Source organism: Amycolatopsis sp. NPDC045836 (genome assembly GCF_056431745.1).
The window spans coordinates 387,003-402,262 of record NZ_JBWKKF010000008.1; the positions used below are offsets into that span (position 1 = coordinate 387,003).

Here is a 15,260-nt window from a genome sequence, read left to right on the forward strand (position 1 = left end):
GCCGTGAGCAGCATCGAAGGCAAGGAAATCACCAAGGTGATCATCGCCTGCGACGCCGGGATGGGCAGCAGCGTGATGGTGGCCGCGCAACTGGGCAAGCGGCTCAAGCCGTACAAGGTCAAGGTGGAGCACATCCCGGTCAACGAGATCCCCGGCGACGCCCAGCTGGTGCTGTGCCAGGAAACCCTGGTCGCCAGGGCGAAGAAGAACTCCGACGCGGTGATCATCGGCTTCCAGAACTTCCTCGGCGACCCGGTGTTCGACCGGGTGGAGCAGGCGATCCGGGACGGGGGCACGCTGGATGGCTGAGCTGCTGGACGCCGCCGGGATCCGGCTGGGCGCGAGCGCGGCCGACCGCGACGACGCCATCCGCCAGGTCGGCGCGGTGCTCACCGAGATCGGTGCGGTCGACCCCGCTTACGTCGACGGCATGCTGGAACGGGAGGAATCGGTCTCCACCTTCGTCGGTGAGGCCGTGGCCATCCCGCACGGCACCAACGACGCCCGTGCCCACGTCAAGCGGACCGCGCTGGCGGTGGTCCAGTTCCCCGCCGGGGTGGACTGGGGTGGGCCGGAGGTGAAGCTGTGCGTCGGCATCGCCGCCCAGGGCAGCGAGCAGGTGCAGATCCTGTCCGCGCTGGCGCGCACCCTGCTCGACGCCGAGCAGGCGGCCGAGCTGCGGGAAGCGTCCGATCCGGACACGATCCTGCGCATTCTGACCGCGACCGAAGAGGAGGCAGTCCAGTGAAGGTGGCCCGTTTCTACGCGCCGGGCGACATCCGGATCGAGGAGGCGCCGGAGCCGTCGCCCGGTCCGGACGAGGTGAAGATCCGGGTGCACGCGTGCTCCACCTGCGGCACCGATCTGAAGATCTTCCGGCACGGCCACCACCACATCGACCCGCCGCGGGTGATCGGGCACGAGATCGCCGGTGAGGTCGTGGAGACCGGGGCGGAGATCTCCGGCTGGGCGCCGGGTGACCGCGTGCAGGTGATCGCGGCGATCCCGTGTGGTGAGTGCGCCGACTGCCGTCGCGGCTGGCGCACCATCTGCCCGAACCAGCTGTCGATGGGGTACCACTTCGACGGCGGGTTCGCCGAGTACATGATCGTGCCGCAGCGGGTGCTGCGGGTGGACGGGCTCAACCGCATCCCGGAGGGCCTGTCCTACGCCGAGGCGTCGGTGGCCGAACCGCTCGCGTGTGTCCTCAACGGACAGGAGTTCGCGCAGGTCGGCGAAGGCGACACCGTGGTGGTCACCGGGGCGGGGCCGATCGGCTGCCTGCACGTGCGGCTGGCCAGGGCCCGTGGTGCGGCCGCGGTCCACCTGGTGGAGCTGAACCGCGGAAGGCTGGACATGGCGGCGGAGATCGTCAAGCCGGACGCGGCCATCTGCGGGTCCGAAACCGATCCGGTGCAGGCCGTGCTCGACCTGACCGACGGCCGCGGTGCCGACGTGATCATCACCGCCGCGGCGGCGGGCAAGGCGCAGGAGGACGGGCTGCGGATGGCCGCCCGGCGCGGCCGGATCAGCTTCTTCGGCGGCCTGCCGAAGGACAACCCGATCATCGCCTGCGATTCGAACCTGGTGCACTACCGGGAGCTGACCATCTACGGCGCCAACGGGTCCAGCCCGGAGCACAACAAGCGGGCGCTGGAGCTGATCGCCACCGGCGCGGTGCCGGTCGACGACCTGATCACGCACCGGCTGAAGCTGGACGGCGTGCTGGACGCGATCGACACGGTGGCCTCCGGCGAGGCGATCAAGGTGACCATCGAACCGGCCGCGAGCTAGGAACCCAGAAGGGATGTGTGCGGGGTGACCACCGAACTGCGAGGGAATCCGGCCAGTCCGGGCACCGCTTCCGGCACGGTCGCCCGCATGCGCCCGGTGCCGGAACTGCCGGCGGAACCGCCCGGGTCGGCGGGCGCGGAACAGGAGTTCGCCACCGCGAAGGCCGCGCTCGCCAAGGTGGCAGGCGAACTGGAGCGGCGCGGCAAGTCGCTCTCCGGTGAGGCCGCCGAGATCCTGGAAACCCAGGTGATGATGGTCCGCGACCCGAGCCTGGAGCAGGGCATCGGGAAGGCGGCCGACAACGGGCTGCCCGCGGCCTGGGCGGTGCGGGAGGCGTTCGCCGCGCACATCGACGTGCTGCGCGGACTCGGCGGTTACCTCGCCGAGCGGGTCACCGACCTCGCCGACCTGCGTGACCGGGCGATCGCCGTCGCGCTCGGCGAGGAGCCGCCGGGCATCCCCGAGGCCGACGGCCCGTTCGTGCTGGTCGCGGTGGACCTCGCGCCGGCCGACACGGTCACCCTCGACCCGTCGAACGTGCTCGCCATCGTCACCGAGAAGGGCGGGGCGACCAGCCACACCGCCATCCTGGCGCGGTCGCTGGGCATTCCGGCGGTGGTCGGCTGCGCGGCGGCGGAATCGCTGTCGGACGGTCAGCTGGTGGTGGTGGACGGTTCGGCGGGCAAGGTGGTGGTCGACCCGGAATCCGGGCTGCTGGACCACCTCGAGCGGGAGGCGGAGGCGCAGCGGCGGGAGCTGGCGCGCCACCGCGGGCCGGGGGCGACCAGGGACGGGCACCCGGTCAAGCTGCTGCTGAACATCGGCGGTGCGGGTGCGCTGCAGGAGGCGGCCGCGGCCGACGCCGAGGGCATCGGCTTGTTCCGCACGGAGTTCCTGTTCCTGGACCGCGCCGAAGCGCCTTCGCTGGACGAGCAGCGGGCCGCGTACGGCAAGGTCTTCGCGGCGTTCGGCGGGCGCCCGGTGGTGATCCGCACGCTGGACGCGGGTGCCGACAAGCCGGTGCCGTTCGCGAACGACGACGTGGAGCCGAACCCGGCACTCGGCGTGCGGGGTTACCGCGTCGGCCGCCGGCACCCCGGGCTGCTGGACGTGCAGCTGGAAGCGATCAGCCTGGCGGCACGCGAGCACGGGACCGACGTGCGCGTGATGGCGCCGATGATCGCCACCGCGGCGGAAGCCAGGGCGTTCGCCGAGCGGGTGCGGCACTTCGGCGTCGCGCAGGCCGGGGTGATGATCGAAATCCCGGCGGCGGCGTTGCGTGCCGAGGCGATCCTGGCCGAAGTGGACTTCGTCAGCATCGGGACCAACGACCTGGCGCAGTACACCTTCGCCGCGGACCGGCTGCTCGGTGAGCTGAACGACCTGCTGGACCCGTGGCAGCCCGCCCTGCTGGACCTGGTCTCCGTGGTGGCCGAGGCCGGGCGGAAAATCGCGAAACCGGTCGGCATCTGCGGTGAGGCCGCCGGTGACCCCTCGCTGGCCCCCGTCTTCGCCGGTCTGGGCATCACGAGCCTGTCCATGTCGGCCCCGGCGGTCCCGGCCGTCCGGGCCGCCCTCCGGCAGCGCACCTTCGACGACTGCGCCGCGCTGGCCGCAGCCGCGCTGGCCGCCCCGGACGCCGCCGCCGCCCGTGCCGCGGCGAGCTGAGGAACCGCGTTCCGTCTCGTATCCTGGGCCGGTGACGGTACCGACGGATCCCGGTGAGCTGGCCGCGGCGCTTCGGCGCACCGGATACCTGGCCGACACCGGGATCTCGACGGCGGCGTACCTGGCGTTGCGGATGGGGCGGCCGTTGTTCTGCGAGGGCGAACCCGGCACCGGCAAGACCTCGCTCGCCGTCGCGTTGAGCCGGGCGCTGGGACTCGAGCTGATCCGGCTCCAGTGCCACGAGGGCATCGACGCCGCACAGGCGTTGTACGAGTGGGACTTCCCCCGCCAGCTGCTGCACCTGCGTGCGCTGGAAGCCGCTCGTGAAGCGGTCGACGAGGCTTCGTTGTACACCGAGCGCTTCCTGCTCGCCCGGCCCCTGCTCCGGGCGCTCAACCAGGCCCCGTGCGTGCTGCTGATCGACGAGATCGACCGCGCCGACGACGAGTTCGAAGCGTTCCTCCTCGAACTGCTCGACGGCAACGCCGTCACCATCCCCGAGTTCGGCGAGGTCCGCGCCGAGAAACCGCCGCTGGTGGTGCTCACCTCGAACCGCACCCGCGAGGTGCACGACGCCCTCAAGCGCCGTTGCCTCTACCACTGGCTCGAACACCCCGGCCTGGCCAGGGAGGTCGAAATCCTCCAGCACCGGCTGCCCGGCCTCGGCGACCGGCTCGCGACGCAGGTCGCCGAGGCGGTGCACCGCATCCGGCAGCTGGAGCTGCTCAAGCCGCCCGGGGTGGCCGAGTCGCTGGACTGGGCCCGCGCCCTCACCGCGCTCGACCGCGACGTGCTCGACGCCGAGGCCGCCGCGCTCACCCTCGGCGCCGTGCTCAAGTACAGCGAGGACATCGACCGCGTACGGGCCAAATTGGATTCTCTGCTCAGTTAGAACTGGCGCGAAGCGCTCCGTTGGGGGTGGTGGCGGGCGACGGGAGGGCTAGGAACTTTCCGGTACCCGCCAGCCGCGTTCGCCCGCCAGTTCACGGGCCTGCGCCGGGCCCCACGAACCCTGTTCGTACGAGTGCACCTTCGGCGGCTGCCGCAGCACCGGGTCGCACAGCTCCCACAGCCGTTCGACCTCCTCCGCGCTGGTGAACAGCGTCTGGTCGTCCCGCAGCACGTCGAGCAGCAGGCGTTCGTACGCCTCCAGCGGCTCGGCGTCGGCGAAAGCCTCGGAGAAGCGCATGTGCAGCTTCGCGTGGTCCAGTTTCAACGCCGGTCCCGGCCGCTTCGCGCGCAGTTCCAGGGTCACCGTCGAGTCCTCGGTCAGCTCGAAGACCAGCTCGTTGGGCCGGCTGTCGAACCCGTTCGCCGAGTCGAACATCTTCAGCGGCGGTTCGACGAAGCCCAGGGTGATGGTGCGGCGGCTCTGCGCCATCGCCTTGCCGGTGCGCAGCAGGAACGGCACGCCCTTCCAGCGCCAGTTGTCCACCCACACCTCGGCCGCGACGAAGGTCTCCACTTCGGACTCCTCGGCGACCCCCTTCTCGTCGCGGTAGCCCTCGTACTGCCCGAAGACCACCCGATCGGGGTCCAGCGCGCGCACCGCCTGGAACAGCTTGCGCTTCTCCACCCGCAGCGATTCGGCGTCCACGTGCACCGGCGGTTCCAGCGCCAGGAAGCCGAGCAGCTGGAACAGGTGCGTGGAGATCATGTCGCGGAAGGTGCCGGTCGACTCCATGAAACCGGCCCGGCCCTCGATGCCGATCGACTCGGGCACGTCGATCTGCACGTAGCTGATGTGGTGCCGGTTCCAGACCGGCTCGAAGAAGCCGTTGGCGAACCGCAGCGCCAGGATGTTCTGCACCGCTTCCTTGCCGAGGAAGTGGTCGATCCGGAACAGCTGCTCCTCGGCGAAGACCTGGTGCAGCGCGGTGTTGAGGCTGCGCGAGGACGCCAGGTCGCGGCCGAACGGCTTCTCCAGCACCACCCGCGCGTCCTCGGCGAGCCCGGTGGCGCCGAGCATCTTGACCATCGGCTCCATCGAGTCCGGCGGCACCGACAGGTAGAGCAGCTTGCGCGTGTCCGGGCCGAGTTCGGCCATCGCCGAGTCGACCGCGGCGGCCAGCGCCTCCCCGTCGTCCTTCGAGGAGGTCTGGAAGGTGATGCGCTGGGCGAACTCCTCCCACACGCTGTCGTCGAAGCGCGCGGAACCGGAGAACTTGAACACGGCCTTGGCGAGCTTGTAGCGGAACTCCTCGTCGGTGCCGGGCGAGTTGCGCCCGGAGCCGATGATGCGGAACTGCTCGGGCAGCAGCCCGGAGCGCATCAGCCGGAACAGGCCGGGGAACAGTTTCCGGCGGGCGAGATCCCCGGTGGCGCCGAAGATCACGAAGACATGGGGCACCATCTTGTCGCGCGCGGCGAACAGTGCCTGGGGATCGGCTGTCTCAGTCATCGCCGTCCATCTTCGTCGCCGCGGGCGGTTTCGCCCAGTCTTTGCGCGAATTTGTGGCAAGTGCACCTCATGCCTTTGGCGAACGCACCGGACGACCGGGATAATTCCCCGAACACCCGGTGACCACCGGTTGTCCTACCGGTAAGTAGCGTCATGCTGCGTGCTTTCGACGTCGCCCGAATCGGCTCGGCGAGCGTATCCTGGACGTTCTGATGCCCAGCCCCCTCCCCGGATTCGCCGGGTTCGCCACGGCCCTGCGCACCGCCGGGCTGCCCGCCGCGCCGCAACGGCTGCACGCCTTCCTCGGCGCGGTCGAGCACGTCGACCTGGCCGATCGCGAGCAGCTGTACTGGGCCGGGCGGCTGACCCTGTGCGCCGACCCCGACGACCTGCCGCGCTACGACCGCGCGTTCGACTCCTGGTTCGGCGGCCAGCCGCCGCCCGCCGGCCGCCGTGGCACGCCGGTGCCGCGCCGCAGCCGGGTGGCGCTGCTCGCCGAACCGGCGGCGGGCACGGGGGAGGGGGACAGCGAGCCGCTGCGTGTCTCGGCCAGCGCCGAGGAGGTCCTCCGCCACCGCGACCTCGGCGAACTGACCGCCGCCGAGCGCGAGCAACTGCGGGAACTGCTCACCGCGCTGAGCCCGGTGCTCCCGACGCGCCGCTCGGCCCGCCGCCGCCCCGCCCGGCGTGGTGAACCGGACCCGGCCCGAACCCTGCGCGCGATCGTCGCCGGTGGCGGTGAGCTGCGCGAACCGGCCCGGCGGCGGCGCAAGGAGCAGCCGCGCCGGGTGGTGCTGCTGATCGACGTGTCCGGCTCGATGAGCCCGTACGCCGACGCACTGCTGCGGTTCGCGCACGTGCTGGTCCGGCGGGCACCGCGGGCGGTCGAGGTGTTCACCATGGGCACGCGGCTGACCAGGGTGTCCCGCCAGCTGCGGCAGCGCGACCCCGAGCGGGCGCTGCTCGCCGCCGGGCACGCGGTGCCGGACTTCGCCGGCGGCACCCGGCTGGGCGAGTCGCTGCGGCTGTTCCTCGACCGCTGGGGGCGGCGCGGCCTGGCCAGGCGGGCCGTGGTGGTGGTCTTCTCCGACGGCTGGGAACGCGGGGACACCACCCCGCTCAGCACCCAGCTGGTGGCCCTGCGCCGCCTCGCGCACCTGGTGCTCTGGACGAATCCGCACGCCGGTCGTGCGGGCTACGCCCCGGTGCAGGCCGGGATCGTCGCGGCGCTGCCGCACCTGGACGGGCTGCTGGCCGGGCACAGCCTGAACACGCTGGAGCAGTTGCTCGGGAGAATGCGGGAGAAACGCGATGCGTGATGTGCTGGAGGAACTCCACCGCCGCTGGTCGGCGGGGGAGACGGTGGGACTGGGCACGGTGGTGGCCACCTTCTCGTCGGCGCCGCGGGCGCCGGGGGCGGCCATGCTGGTGGGCGCGGACGGCACGGTGACCGGCAGCGTTTCCGGTGGCTGCGTCGAGGGCGCGGTCTACGAACTGGCGCAGCAGGTGGTCGCCGACCGCAAGCCGGTGCTGCAGCGCTACGGCGTCAGCGACGACGACGCCTTCTCCGTCGGCCTGACCTGCGGCGGGACCATCGACATCTACGTCGAACCGGTGGACCGCGAAAGCCTGCCGGAGCTGGCCGAACTGGCCGAGTCCGTCCACAACGGACAGCCGGTGGCGGTGGCCACGGTCGTCGAGCACCCGGATCCGGAGCGGCTGGGCAGGCGGATCGTGGTGTGGCCGCAGCGCGCGGCGGGCACGCTCGGCTCCTCGCGGATGGACGACGCGGTGGCCGACGACGCCCGCGGCATGCTGGCCACCGGCCGCACCGGGATGCTGCACTACGGCCCGGACGGGCAGCGGCGCGGTGAGGGCGCCTCGGTCTTCGTGAACTCGTTCGAACCGCCGCCGCGGCTGCTGGTCTTCGGGGCCATCGACTTCGCCGCCGCGATGGCCCGGCTCGGGACCTACCTCGGCTACCAGGTCACGGTGTGCGACGCGCGCCCGGTGTTCGCCACCGCGAGCCGGTTCCCCGAGGCGCACGACGTGGTGGTCGACTGGCCGCACCGCTACCTGCGGGCCGAGGCCGACGCCGGCCGGGTCGACCGGCGCACCGTGGTCACCGTGCTGACCCACGACCCGAAGTTCGACGTGCCGCTGCTGGAGGTCGCGCTGCGGCTGGACGTCGGTTACGTCGGCGCGATGGGTTCGCGGCGCACGCACGACGACCGGATCGCGCGGTTGCGCGAGGCCGGGGTCGCCGACGCCGAGATCGCGCGGCTGTCCTCCCCGATCGGCCTCGACCTCGGGGCCCGCACGCCGGAGGAGACCGCGGTGTCCATCGCCGCCGAGATCATCGCGTTGCGGTGGGGCGGCAAGGGGCAGCGGCTGGCCGAACTGGACGGCCGGATCCACAGCTAGGCGCGACCCGCAGATTCGGTGCGGTGGTGGGGCTGGCTGACGCAACTGCGGATGCGGCTCGAAAAGGTCACCCGGGCTGGGGTTGTTGGATCGAGAGCGGAGTAGCACGCTCGCGAGTGAGCCCGATCACTTCCAGCCCCACCACTGGAGGACCGATGCGAATCACCGTCAACGTCGACGGAACCAGCTACACCGACGAAGTCGAGCCGCGGCAGTTGCTCGTCCACTACCTCCGCGAACGACTGGGCAAGGTCGGCACCGTGGTCGGTTGCGACACCAGCAACTGCGGCGCCTGCACCGTGCACCTCGACGGCCACAGCGTGAAGTCCTGCTCGGTGCTGGCCGTGCAGGCCGACGGGTGCGAGGTCACCACCATCGAGGGCATCGCCAGGGACGGCGAGCTGCACCCGGTCCAGCGGGCCTTCCACGACAACCACGCGCTGCAGTGCGGGTTCTGCACCCCCGGCATGATCATGCAGGCGATCGACCTGCTGGCCGACGACCCCGATCCGGACGAGCAGGCGGTGCGCGAGGGCATCGAGGGGAACCTGTGCCGCTGCACGGGTTACCAGAACATCGTGCGGGCCGTGCGGGACGCCGCGCACCGGATGCGCCCCGGCGCCGGGCCGGACGCCGAGCGCGTGGCCGACGTGCGCACCCCGAGCAGCATAGCCGGGGGTGAGTGATGACCTCCACCGTCGAACCCGAGGTCGGGAAGTCCAGGCTGCGCAAGGAGGACGAGCGCCTGATCACCGGGCGCACCCGCTGGACGGACAACCTGACCCTGCCCGGCATGCTGCACCTGGCCGTGCTGCGCAGCCCGTTCGCGCACGCCAGGATCACCTCGATCGACGTCACCGGGGCGAAGGCGCAACCGGGGGTGGTCGCCGTGTTCACCGGCGCCGACTTCGCCGATGAGCAGGGCAGCCTGCCGTGCGCCTGGCCGATCACCGAGGACCAGAAGGCGCCCGACGCACCCGCGCTGGCCGTGGACACGGTGAACTTCGCCGGCGAAGCGGTGGCCGTGGTGGTGGCCCGCAGCGACTACGAGGCCCACGACGCGCTGGAGGCCATCGAGGTCGACTACGAGGACCTGCCGGTGGTGCTGGACCTGGAGGAGGCCGTCCGGGACGGCGCCGAACTGGTCCACTCCGCACTGTCCACGAACACCAGTGCCACCTGGGTCTTCGACTCCGCCGAGGCGGGCACCGGCGGGGAGGTCGAGCAGGCCATCGCCGACAGCGAGGTGGTGATCACCCGCAGGTTCCGCCAGCAGCGGCTGATCCCGGCGTTCATGGAACCGCGGTCGGTGGTGGTCGACCCGACCGCCGGGCAGTACACCATGTGGTCGGCCACGCAGATCCCGCACATCCTGCGGCTGATGCTGGCGATGACGCTGGACGTGCCGGAGCACAAGGTGCGGGTGATCGCGCCGGACGTCGGCGGCGGGTTCGGCGGCAAACTGCAGGTCACCCCGGAGGAGGTGATCACCTTCCTGGTCGCGCGGCGGATCGGCAGGCCGGTCAAGTTCACCGAGTCGCGCTCGGAATCGCTGCTGAGCGCGCACCACGGCCGCGACCAGATCCAGTACCTGACCCTGTCGGCCGAGCGCGACGGCACGCTCACCGGGCTCAAGGTGGAACTGCTCGCCGACATGGGCGCCTACCTGCGGCTGGTCAGCCCGGGGGTGCCGATCCTCGGCGCGTTCATGTTCAACTCCATCTACAAGCTCCCGGCCTACCGGTTCACCTGCACCAACGTGTTCACCAACAAGGTGCCGACCGACGCCTACCGCGGCGCCGGCCGTCCCGAGGCCACCTTCGCCATCGAGCGGATGATGGACGAACTGGCCGCCGAACTGGGCGTGGACCCGCTGGAGCTGCGGGAGAAGAACTGGATCCGCAAGGACGAGTTCCCGTACACCACGGTCGCCGGGCTGACCTACGACTCCGGTGACTACGAGGCCGCGACCGCCAAGGCCAAGGAACTGTTCGACTACGACGGCCTCCGCCGCGAGCAGGCCGACCGCCGCGAGCGCCGTGACCCGGTGCAGCTGGGCATCGGCATCTCGACCTTCACCGAGATGTGCGGGCTGGCGCCGTCGCGGGTGCTCGGCTCGCTGTCCTACGGCGCGGGTGGCTGGGAGCACGCGGCGGTGCGCATGCTGCCGACCGGCAAGGTAGAGGTGGTCACCGGGTCCTCACCGCACGGCCAGGGCCACGAGACGGCGTGGAGCCAGATCATCGCCGACCAGCTCGGGGTGCCGTTCGAGGACGTCGAGGTGCTGCACGGCGACACGCAGTCCTCGCACAAGGGCATGGACACCTACGGCTCGCGTTCGCTGACCGTCGGCGCGATCGCCGCGGTGAAGGCGGCGGAGAAGGTGGTGGCCAAGGCCCGGCCGATCGCCGCGCACCTGCTCGAATGCGCGGAGGACGACCTGGAGTTCGCCGGTGGCAGGTTCACCGTGCGCGGCACGGGGTCCTCGACCACCATCCAGGACGTGGCGCTGGCCGTGTTCGCCGCGCACGACCTGCCGGACGGGGTGGAGCCGTCGCTGGATTCGGAGGCCACCTTCGACCCGGAGAACTTCTCCTTCCCGCACGGCACGCACCTGTGCGCCGCCGAGGTGGACACCGAGACCGGGCGCGTGACGCTGCGGTCCTACGTCTGCGTGGACGACATCGGCAAGGTGATCAACCCGATGATCGTCGAGGGCCAGGTGCACGGCGGGCTCGCGCAGGGCATCGCGCAGGCGTTGTTCGAGGAGGCGGTGCACGACGAAGGCGGCACGCTGACCACCGGCACCTTCGCCGACTACCTGCTGCCGTCCGCGGCCGACCTGCCCTCGTTCACCACCGACCGCACCGAAACCCCGTCGACGACGAACCCGCTGGGCGTCAAGGGGGTCGGCGAAGCGGGCACGATCGCCTCCACCCCGGCGGTGGTGAACGCGGTGGTCGACGCGTTGCGGCCGTACGGCGTGCGGGACGTGGAGATGCCGATGACGCCGATGCGGGTGTGGCAGGCGATCCGCACCGGTCAGCCCGACGCCGGTGGCGTCGGTGCCGAGTCCGGTGGCGGCCTCGGTTCGATCGACGCTTCTGGAGGTGCGCGGTGATCCCGGCGGCATTCGACTACGCCGCTCCGTCCACTGTGGACGAAGCGCTGCGGGAACTGGCGGAGGCGGGCGAGGACGCGAAGGTGCTCGGCGGCGGGCAGAGCCTGCTGCCGGTGCTCCGGATGCGGCTGGCCACCCCGGCCAAGCTGATCGACCTGGGCCGGATCCCGGAGCTGCGAGGCATCCGCGAGGACGGCGACGCGCTGGTCATCGGGGCCATGACCACGCACTACGACCTGCAACGCGATCCACTGGTCGACGCGCACGCGGCCCTGCTGGCCAAGGCGACCGCCACGGTGGCCGATCCGCAGGTGCGCCACCGCGGCACCTTCGGCGGCTCGCTGGCGCACGCCGACCCGGCCGGTGACCTGCTGGCGCCGGTGCTGGCGATGGACGCTTCGCTGGTGGTCCGCGGGCCGGACGGCACGCGGACGGTGCCTGCCGCGGAGTTCTTCGTCGACCTGTTCACCACCGCGCTGCGACCCGGTGAGCTGCTGGTCGAGGTCCGGGTGCCCAAGCACACCGGGTGGCAGGCGCACTACGAGAAGTTCAACCGGGTGGCGCAGGCGTGGTCGATGGTGGCGGTGGCCGTCGCCGTCCGCACCGACGGCGGCACCATCACCGAGGCCAGGGTCGGGCTGACGAACATGGCCTCGGTGCCGGTCCGGGCGCGGGCGGTCGAGTCGGCGCTGGCCGGGCAGCCCGCCACGGCCGAAGCGGTGCGGGCGGCCGCCGAACACGCCGCCGAAGGCACCGATCCGGCGGCGGACAGCAACGCCGATGTGGCCTACCGTCAGCACCTGGCGAAGGTGCTGACCGGCCGGGCGCTGACGGCCGCGCTGAGCGCCTGAAGTTTCTTCGTGAAGGGAGATCGGTTCCTGTGCGACTCGACCACCGGTTCACCGTTCCGGCCCCGCTCGACGAGGTTTGGCGGGCGGTGGTCGACCCGGAACGGGTGGCGCCGTGCCTGCCCGGCGCCACCCTCACCGCGGTCGACGGGGATGCGTTCAGCGGCACGGTGAAGGTCAAACTGGGACCGATCTCCCTGACGTACCGGGGGAAGGGTGAGTTCCTGGAGAAGGACGCGCTGACCGGGAAGGTGGTCATCAAGGCGGCGGGCAAGGACGCCCGGGGTGCCGGGACGGCCTCGGCCACGGTGACGGTCACCCTGCGCGAGGAAGGTGGTGGAACGGTCGGGGAGGTGGCCACCGACCTCAAGGTCACCGGCCGCCCGGCCCAGTTCGGCCGCGGGTTGATCGGCGAAGTCAGCGGCAAGATCCTGGACGCCTTCGCGGAGTGCCTCGGCAAGGAACTCGGGGCGGGTGGGGAAGCTGGAGCTGCTTCGGGCTCGACTGGTTCGGCCCAGGCCGGGAGTGCGGCGGCGGCTGGTTCGGGTCCGGGCGGCGGGGCTGCTTCCGGTTCGACTGGCGCCGGGGCTGCCACAGGTCAGGACGAGGCCGCTTCGGGCTCGGCTGGTGATGCGGTGGCTGATTCGGGTTCGGGCGGGGCTTCCTGGTCGGTGGCTGGTGTGCCCCGGGCCGGGGAGGTGCCGGACCTGGCTGGGGCTGATGCGGTGGCTGGCACGGGTCCGGGCGGGGCTGCTTCTGATTTGGCTGGGACTGGGGCTGCGGCTGGTTCGGGTGGAGCTGTGTCGGGTACGGCGGCTGGTGGGTCGCGGGCGGGGGAGGCTTCGAGCTCGGCTGTAGCTGGTGGTGCGGCGGCTCGTTCGGGTTCGGGCGGGGCTGCTTCTGATTTGGCTGGGACTGGGGCTGCGGCTGGTTCGGGTGGAGCTGCTTCGAGTTCGGTGGCTGGTGGTTCTGGGGCCGGAGAGGCTTCGAGCGCGACTGGGGCTGAAGCGGCGGCTGGGTCGGCTGCGGCCGGGGGTGAGGCGGGTGCCCGCACCGGGGCTGGGGCGCCTCGGGCTGTCGCCGGGGCTGGGTCTGCGGCGGCTGGGGCCGAGAGCGCCGTAGCGCGTCGGCGCGAGCCTGGGCCGGATGCGGAGGGCGAGGCGGAGCCTGCCTCGGTTCCGCGGGCTGCGGAGGCGGAGTCCGCCCGGACCGAGGTGGGGGCCGTGGCGACACCGCAGGCCGTGGTGGCCGGGGAGGTGGAGACCGAGCGGCCCAAGTTGCGGGCGGTCGAGCCCCAGCCCGAAGCCGAGCCCATCGACCTGGTCGACTTCGCGGGCGCGTCGGTGGCCAAGCGGGTGGGGCCGTTCGTGTTCGTCGCCGCGGTGGTGGCCGCGGTGGTCGTGGTGATCCGCGCCCGCCGGCGCTAGCCGCGGAAATACCCGGCCCGCCCACGGGTTGTACCGGGTATGAACGAGGCGGACCACACCACCGACGTGGTGGTCATCGGCGCGGGGCAGGCCGGCCTGTCCGCCGCCTACCACCTGCGCCGGACCGGTTTCGCGAACCACAGCGGCTTCGTGGTGCTCGACCACGCGAAACGGGCGGGCGGTGCCTGGCAGTACCGCTGGCCGTCGCTGGTGCTGAGCAAGGTGCACGGCCTCTACGACCTGCCCGGCCTGCGCTTCGGCGCCCCCGACCCCGGCCGTCCGGCCAGCGAGGTGGTGCCGGAGTACTTCGAGCGGTTCGAGCGCACCTTCGACCTGCCGGTCCGCCGTCCGGTCGACGTGCTGTCCGTCCGCGAGGGCGAAGACAACCGGCTGCTCGTCGCCAGCGCCGCCGAGACCTGGGCCGCGCGGGCGGTGATCAACGCGACCGGGACCTGGGACAAGCCGTTCTGGCCGCACTACCCCGGCCAGGAGACCTTCACCGGACGCCAGCTGCACACCGCCGACTACCCCGGCGCCGCCGAGTTCCGCGGGCAGCGCGTGGTGGTGGTCGGCGGCGGCACCTCCGCGATCCAGCAGCTGCTCGAAATCGCGCCGTTCGCCAAGGAGACCAGCTGGGTGACACGGCGTCCGCCGGTGTTCCGCGAAGGGCCGTTCAGCGAGAACTGGGGTCGCGAGGCCGTCGCGAAGGTCGAGCGCCGCGTGCGCGAAGGGCTGCCACCGGAGAGCGTGGTCAGCGTGACCGGCTTGGCGCTGACCCCGGAGATCCGCGCCGCCCGTGACGCCGGGATCCTCGACCGCGAGCCGATGTTCGAGCGGATCACCCCGCGCGGTGTCGCCTGGGCCGACGGCACCGAGCGCGAAGCCGACGTCATCCTGTGGGGCACCGGGTTCCGCGCCTCGCTGGACCACCTCGCCACGCTGCACCTGCGTGGTCCCGGCGGCGGGATCCGGATGGACGGGACCCGCGTGGCCGGTGAGCCGCGGCTGCACCTGGTCGGCTACGGGCCGTCGGCCAGTACTGTCGGGGCGAACCGCGCCGGTCGCAGCGCGGTCAACGAGGTGAGGCGGCTACTCGGTTAGGAGGGGCGGATGCGGTACCTGCTGATGATCGGCGGCGAAGAGGGGCCCGAGGGCGAAGCGGTGGGTTGCGGCGGCTGGACCGATCGGATGGAACGCCGTGGCGTTCTCCGCGGTGGCGTTGCGTTGCGGCCCAAGGAGGAAGCCGTGACGGTGCGCGTCCGCGACGACGAGGTGCTGCGTTCCGACGGACCGTTCGCCGAGACCAAGGAGCAGATCGGCGGGTTCGTGGTGATCGAATGCGCTGATCTGGACGAAGCCGTGGAAATCGCCGCGGACCACCCGGTGGCGGAAGTGGGGTTGATCGAGATCCGGCCGGTGGTGGAGGGCCACCACCCCGCCTCTTCGGGGTGACGACGGTGGGGAAGGGGGAGTCTGGGTGGGTGGCGGAGTGAGCTGCCCGGCTTCTGTTGGGTGAATTTCCTATCGATTCCGCGCGGTTGTTCTGTCTGCCCTGTCACTTGCGGGAATTGGGTGGC

General features: G+C 71.8%; 14 protein-coding genes and 1 pseudogene. 14 read left to right on the top strand and 1 reads right to left on the bottom strand.

Going from position 1 to position 15,260, the window contains the following annotated elements; all coding sequences use genetic code 11:
• Window positions 1-3 precede the first annotated feature (3 nt).
• From AC07EG_RS18475 to AC07EG_RS18495, 5 genes are read left to right on the top strand one after another with little or no spacing between them, the layout of a single operon-like run.
• The gene (locus tag AC07EG_RS18475; protein WP_153030157.1) at window positions 4-309 is read left to right on the top strand and encodes a PTS lactose transporter subunit IIB; all 306 of its coding nucleotides are present in this window, start codon (window positions 4-6) and stop codon (window positions 307-309) included.
• On the top strand, window positions 302-748 hold the full coding sequence (locus AC07EG_RS18480) for a PTS mannitol transporter subunit IIA (RefSeq protein WP_478254321.1): 447 nt from the start codon (window positions 302-304) through the stop codon (window positions 746-748). Before AC07EG_RS18475 ends, AC07EG_RS18480 begins: the two co-directional genes overlap by 8 nt.
• Window positions 745-1,794 carry a zinc-dependent dehydrogenase gene (locus tag AC07EG_RS18485; RefSeq protein WP_478254322.1) on the top strand — a complete coding sequence of 350 codons (1,050 nt, stop codon included), beginning with the start codon at window positions 745-747 and terminating at the stop codon, window positions 1,792-1,794. The genes AC07EG_RS18480 and AC07EG_RS18485 overlap by 4 nt, the downstream gene beginning before the upstream one ends.
• A gap of 24 nt (window positions 1,795-1,818) precedes the next feature.
• Window positions 1,819-3,462 (top strand): phosphoenolpyruvate--protein phosphotransferase, encoded by a 1,644-nt coding sequence (ptsP, locus tag AC07EG_RS18490; protein WP_478254323.1) that lies wholly within the window; start codon window positions 1,819-1,821, stop codon window positions 3,460-3,462.
• Window positions 3,463-3,493: 31 nt separating this feature from the next.
• The gene (locus AC07EG_RS18495) at window positions 3,494-4,354 is read left to right on the top strand and encodes an AAA family ATPase (protein WP_478254324.1); all 861 of its coding nucleotides are present in this window, start codon (window positions 3,494-3,496) and stop codon (window positions 4,352-4,354) included.
• A 48-nt stretch (window positions 4,355-4,402) separates the two neighbouring features.
• Here the strand turns inward: AC07EG_RS18495 and zwf are convergent, their stop codons facing one another.
• Window positions 4,403-5,863: a glucose-6-phosphate dehydrogenase gene (gene zwf, locus AC07EG_RS18500; protein WP_478254325.1), complete on the bottom strand. Its 1,461-nt coding sequence runs from the start codon at window positions 5,861-5,863 to the stop codon at window positions 4,403-4,405.
• 212 nt (window positions 5,864-6,075) lie between these two features.
• Here zwf and AC07EG_RS18505 point away from each other — a divergent pair, with 212 nt between their 5' ends.
• From AC07EG_RS18505 to AC07EG_RS18545, 9 genes and pseudogenes are all read left to right on the top strand, one after another.
• On the top strand, window positions 6,076-7,182 hold the full coding sequence (locus AC07EG_RS18505; RefSeq protein WP_478254326.1) for a vWA domain-containing protein: 1,107 nt from the start codon (window positions 6,076-6,078) through the stop codon (window positions 7,180-7,182).
• Window positions 7,175-8,287 carry an XdhC family protein gene (locus tag AC07EG_RS18510; protein ID WP_478254327.1) on the top strand — a complete coding sequence of 371 codons (1,113 nt, stop codon included), beginning with the start codon at window positions 7,175-7,177 and terminating at the stop codon, window positions 8,285-8,287. Before AC07EG_RS18505 ends, AC07EG_RS18510 begins: the two co-directional genes overlap by 8 nt.
• A 155-nt stretch (window positions 8,288-8,442) precedes the next feature.
• Window positions 8,443-8,973: a (2Fe-2S)-binding protein gene (locus AC07EG_RS18515; protein ID WP_478254328.1), complete on the top strand. Its 531-nt coding sequence runs from the start codon at window positions 8,443-8,445 to the stop codon at window positions 8,971-8,973.
• Entirely contained in the window at window positions 8,973-11,408 is a 2,436-nt protein-coding gene (locus AC07EG_RS18520) for a xanthine dehydrogenase family protein molybdopterin-binding subunit (RefSeq protein WP_478254329.1), read from the top strand. The genes AC07EG_RS18515 and AC07EG_RS18520 overlap by 1 nt, the downstream gene beginning before the upstream one ends.
• Window positions 11,405-12,259 (top strand): FAD binding domain-containing protein, encoded by an 855-nt coding sequence (locus AC07EG_RS18525; protein ID WP_478254330.1) that lies wholly within the window; start codon window positions 11,405-11,407, stop codon window positions 12,257-12,259. The genes AC07EG_RS18520 and AC07EG_RS18525 overlap by 4 nt, the downstream gene beginning before the upstream one ends.
• Window positions 12,260-12,363: 104 nt before the next feature.
• Window positions 12,364-12,663 (top strand): annotated as a pseudogene (locus tag AC07EG_RS18530) (SRPBCC family protein); the annotation flags it as partial.
• 816 nt (window positions 12,664-13,479) lie between these two features.
• On the top strand, window positions 13,480-13,683 hold the full coding sequence (locus AC07EG_RS18535; protein ID WP_478254367.1) for a hypothetical protein: 204 nt from the start codon (window positions 13,480-13,482) through the stop codon (window positions 13,681-13,683).
• Window positions 13,684-13,722: 39 nt separating this feature from the next.
• Entirely contained in the window at window positions 13,723-14,784 is a 1,062-nt protein-coding gene (locus AC07EG_RS18540) for an NAD(P)-binding domain-containing protein (RefSeq protein ID WP_478254331.1), read from the top strand.
• 9 nt (window positions 14,785-14,793) lie between these two features.
• Window positions 14,794-15,135 carry a YciI family protein gene (locus AC07EG_RS18545; RefSeq protein WP_478254332.1) on the top strand — a complete coding sequence of 114 codons (342 nt, stop codon included), beginning with the start codon at window positions 14,794-14,796 and terminating at the stop codon, window positions 15,133-15,135.
• Window positions 15,136-15,260: the final 125 nt, after the last annotated feature.

What these genes read in the sequence shown, in the direction of transcription:
- AC07EG_RS18540 (WP_478254331.1), top strand. Translation starts at nt 13,723, where the DNA reads ATGAACGAGGCGGACCACACCACCGACGTGGTGGTCATCGGCGCGGGG.
- AC07EG_RS18515 (WP_478254328.1), top strand. Translation starts at nt 8,443, where the DNA reads ATGCGAATCACCGTCAACGTCGACGGAACCAGCTACACCGACGAAGTC.
- AC07EG_RS18520 (WP_478254329.1), top strand. Translation starts at nt 8,973, where the DNA reads ATGACCTCCACCGTCGAACCCGAGGTCGGGAAGTCCAGGCTGCGCAAG.
- AC07EG_RS18510 (WP_478254327.1), top strand. Translation starts at nt 7,175, where the DNA reads ATGCGTGATGTGCTGGAGGAACTCCACCGCCGCTGGTCGGCGGGGGAG.
- AC07EG_RS18480 (WP_478254321.1), top strand. Translation starts at nt 302, where the DNA reads ATGGCTGAGCTGCTGGACGCCGCCGGGATCCGGCTGGGCGCGAGCGCG.
- zwf (WP_478254325.1), bottom strand. Translation starts at nt 5,863, where the DNA reads ATGACTGAGACAGCCGATCCCCAGGCACTGTTCGCCGCGCGCGACAAG.
- AC07EG_RS18545 (WP_478254332.1), top strand. Translation starts at nt 14,794, where the DNA reads ATGCGGTACCTGCTGATGATCGGCGGCGAAGAGGGGCCCGAGGGCGAA.
- AC07EG_RS18505 (WP_478254326.1), top strand. Translation starts at nt 6,076, where the DNA reads ATGCCCAGCCCCCTCCCCGGATTCGCCGGGTTCGCCACGGCCCTGCGC.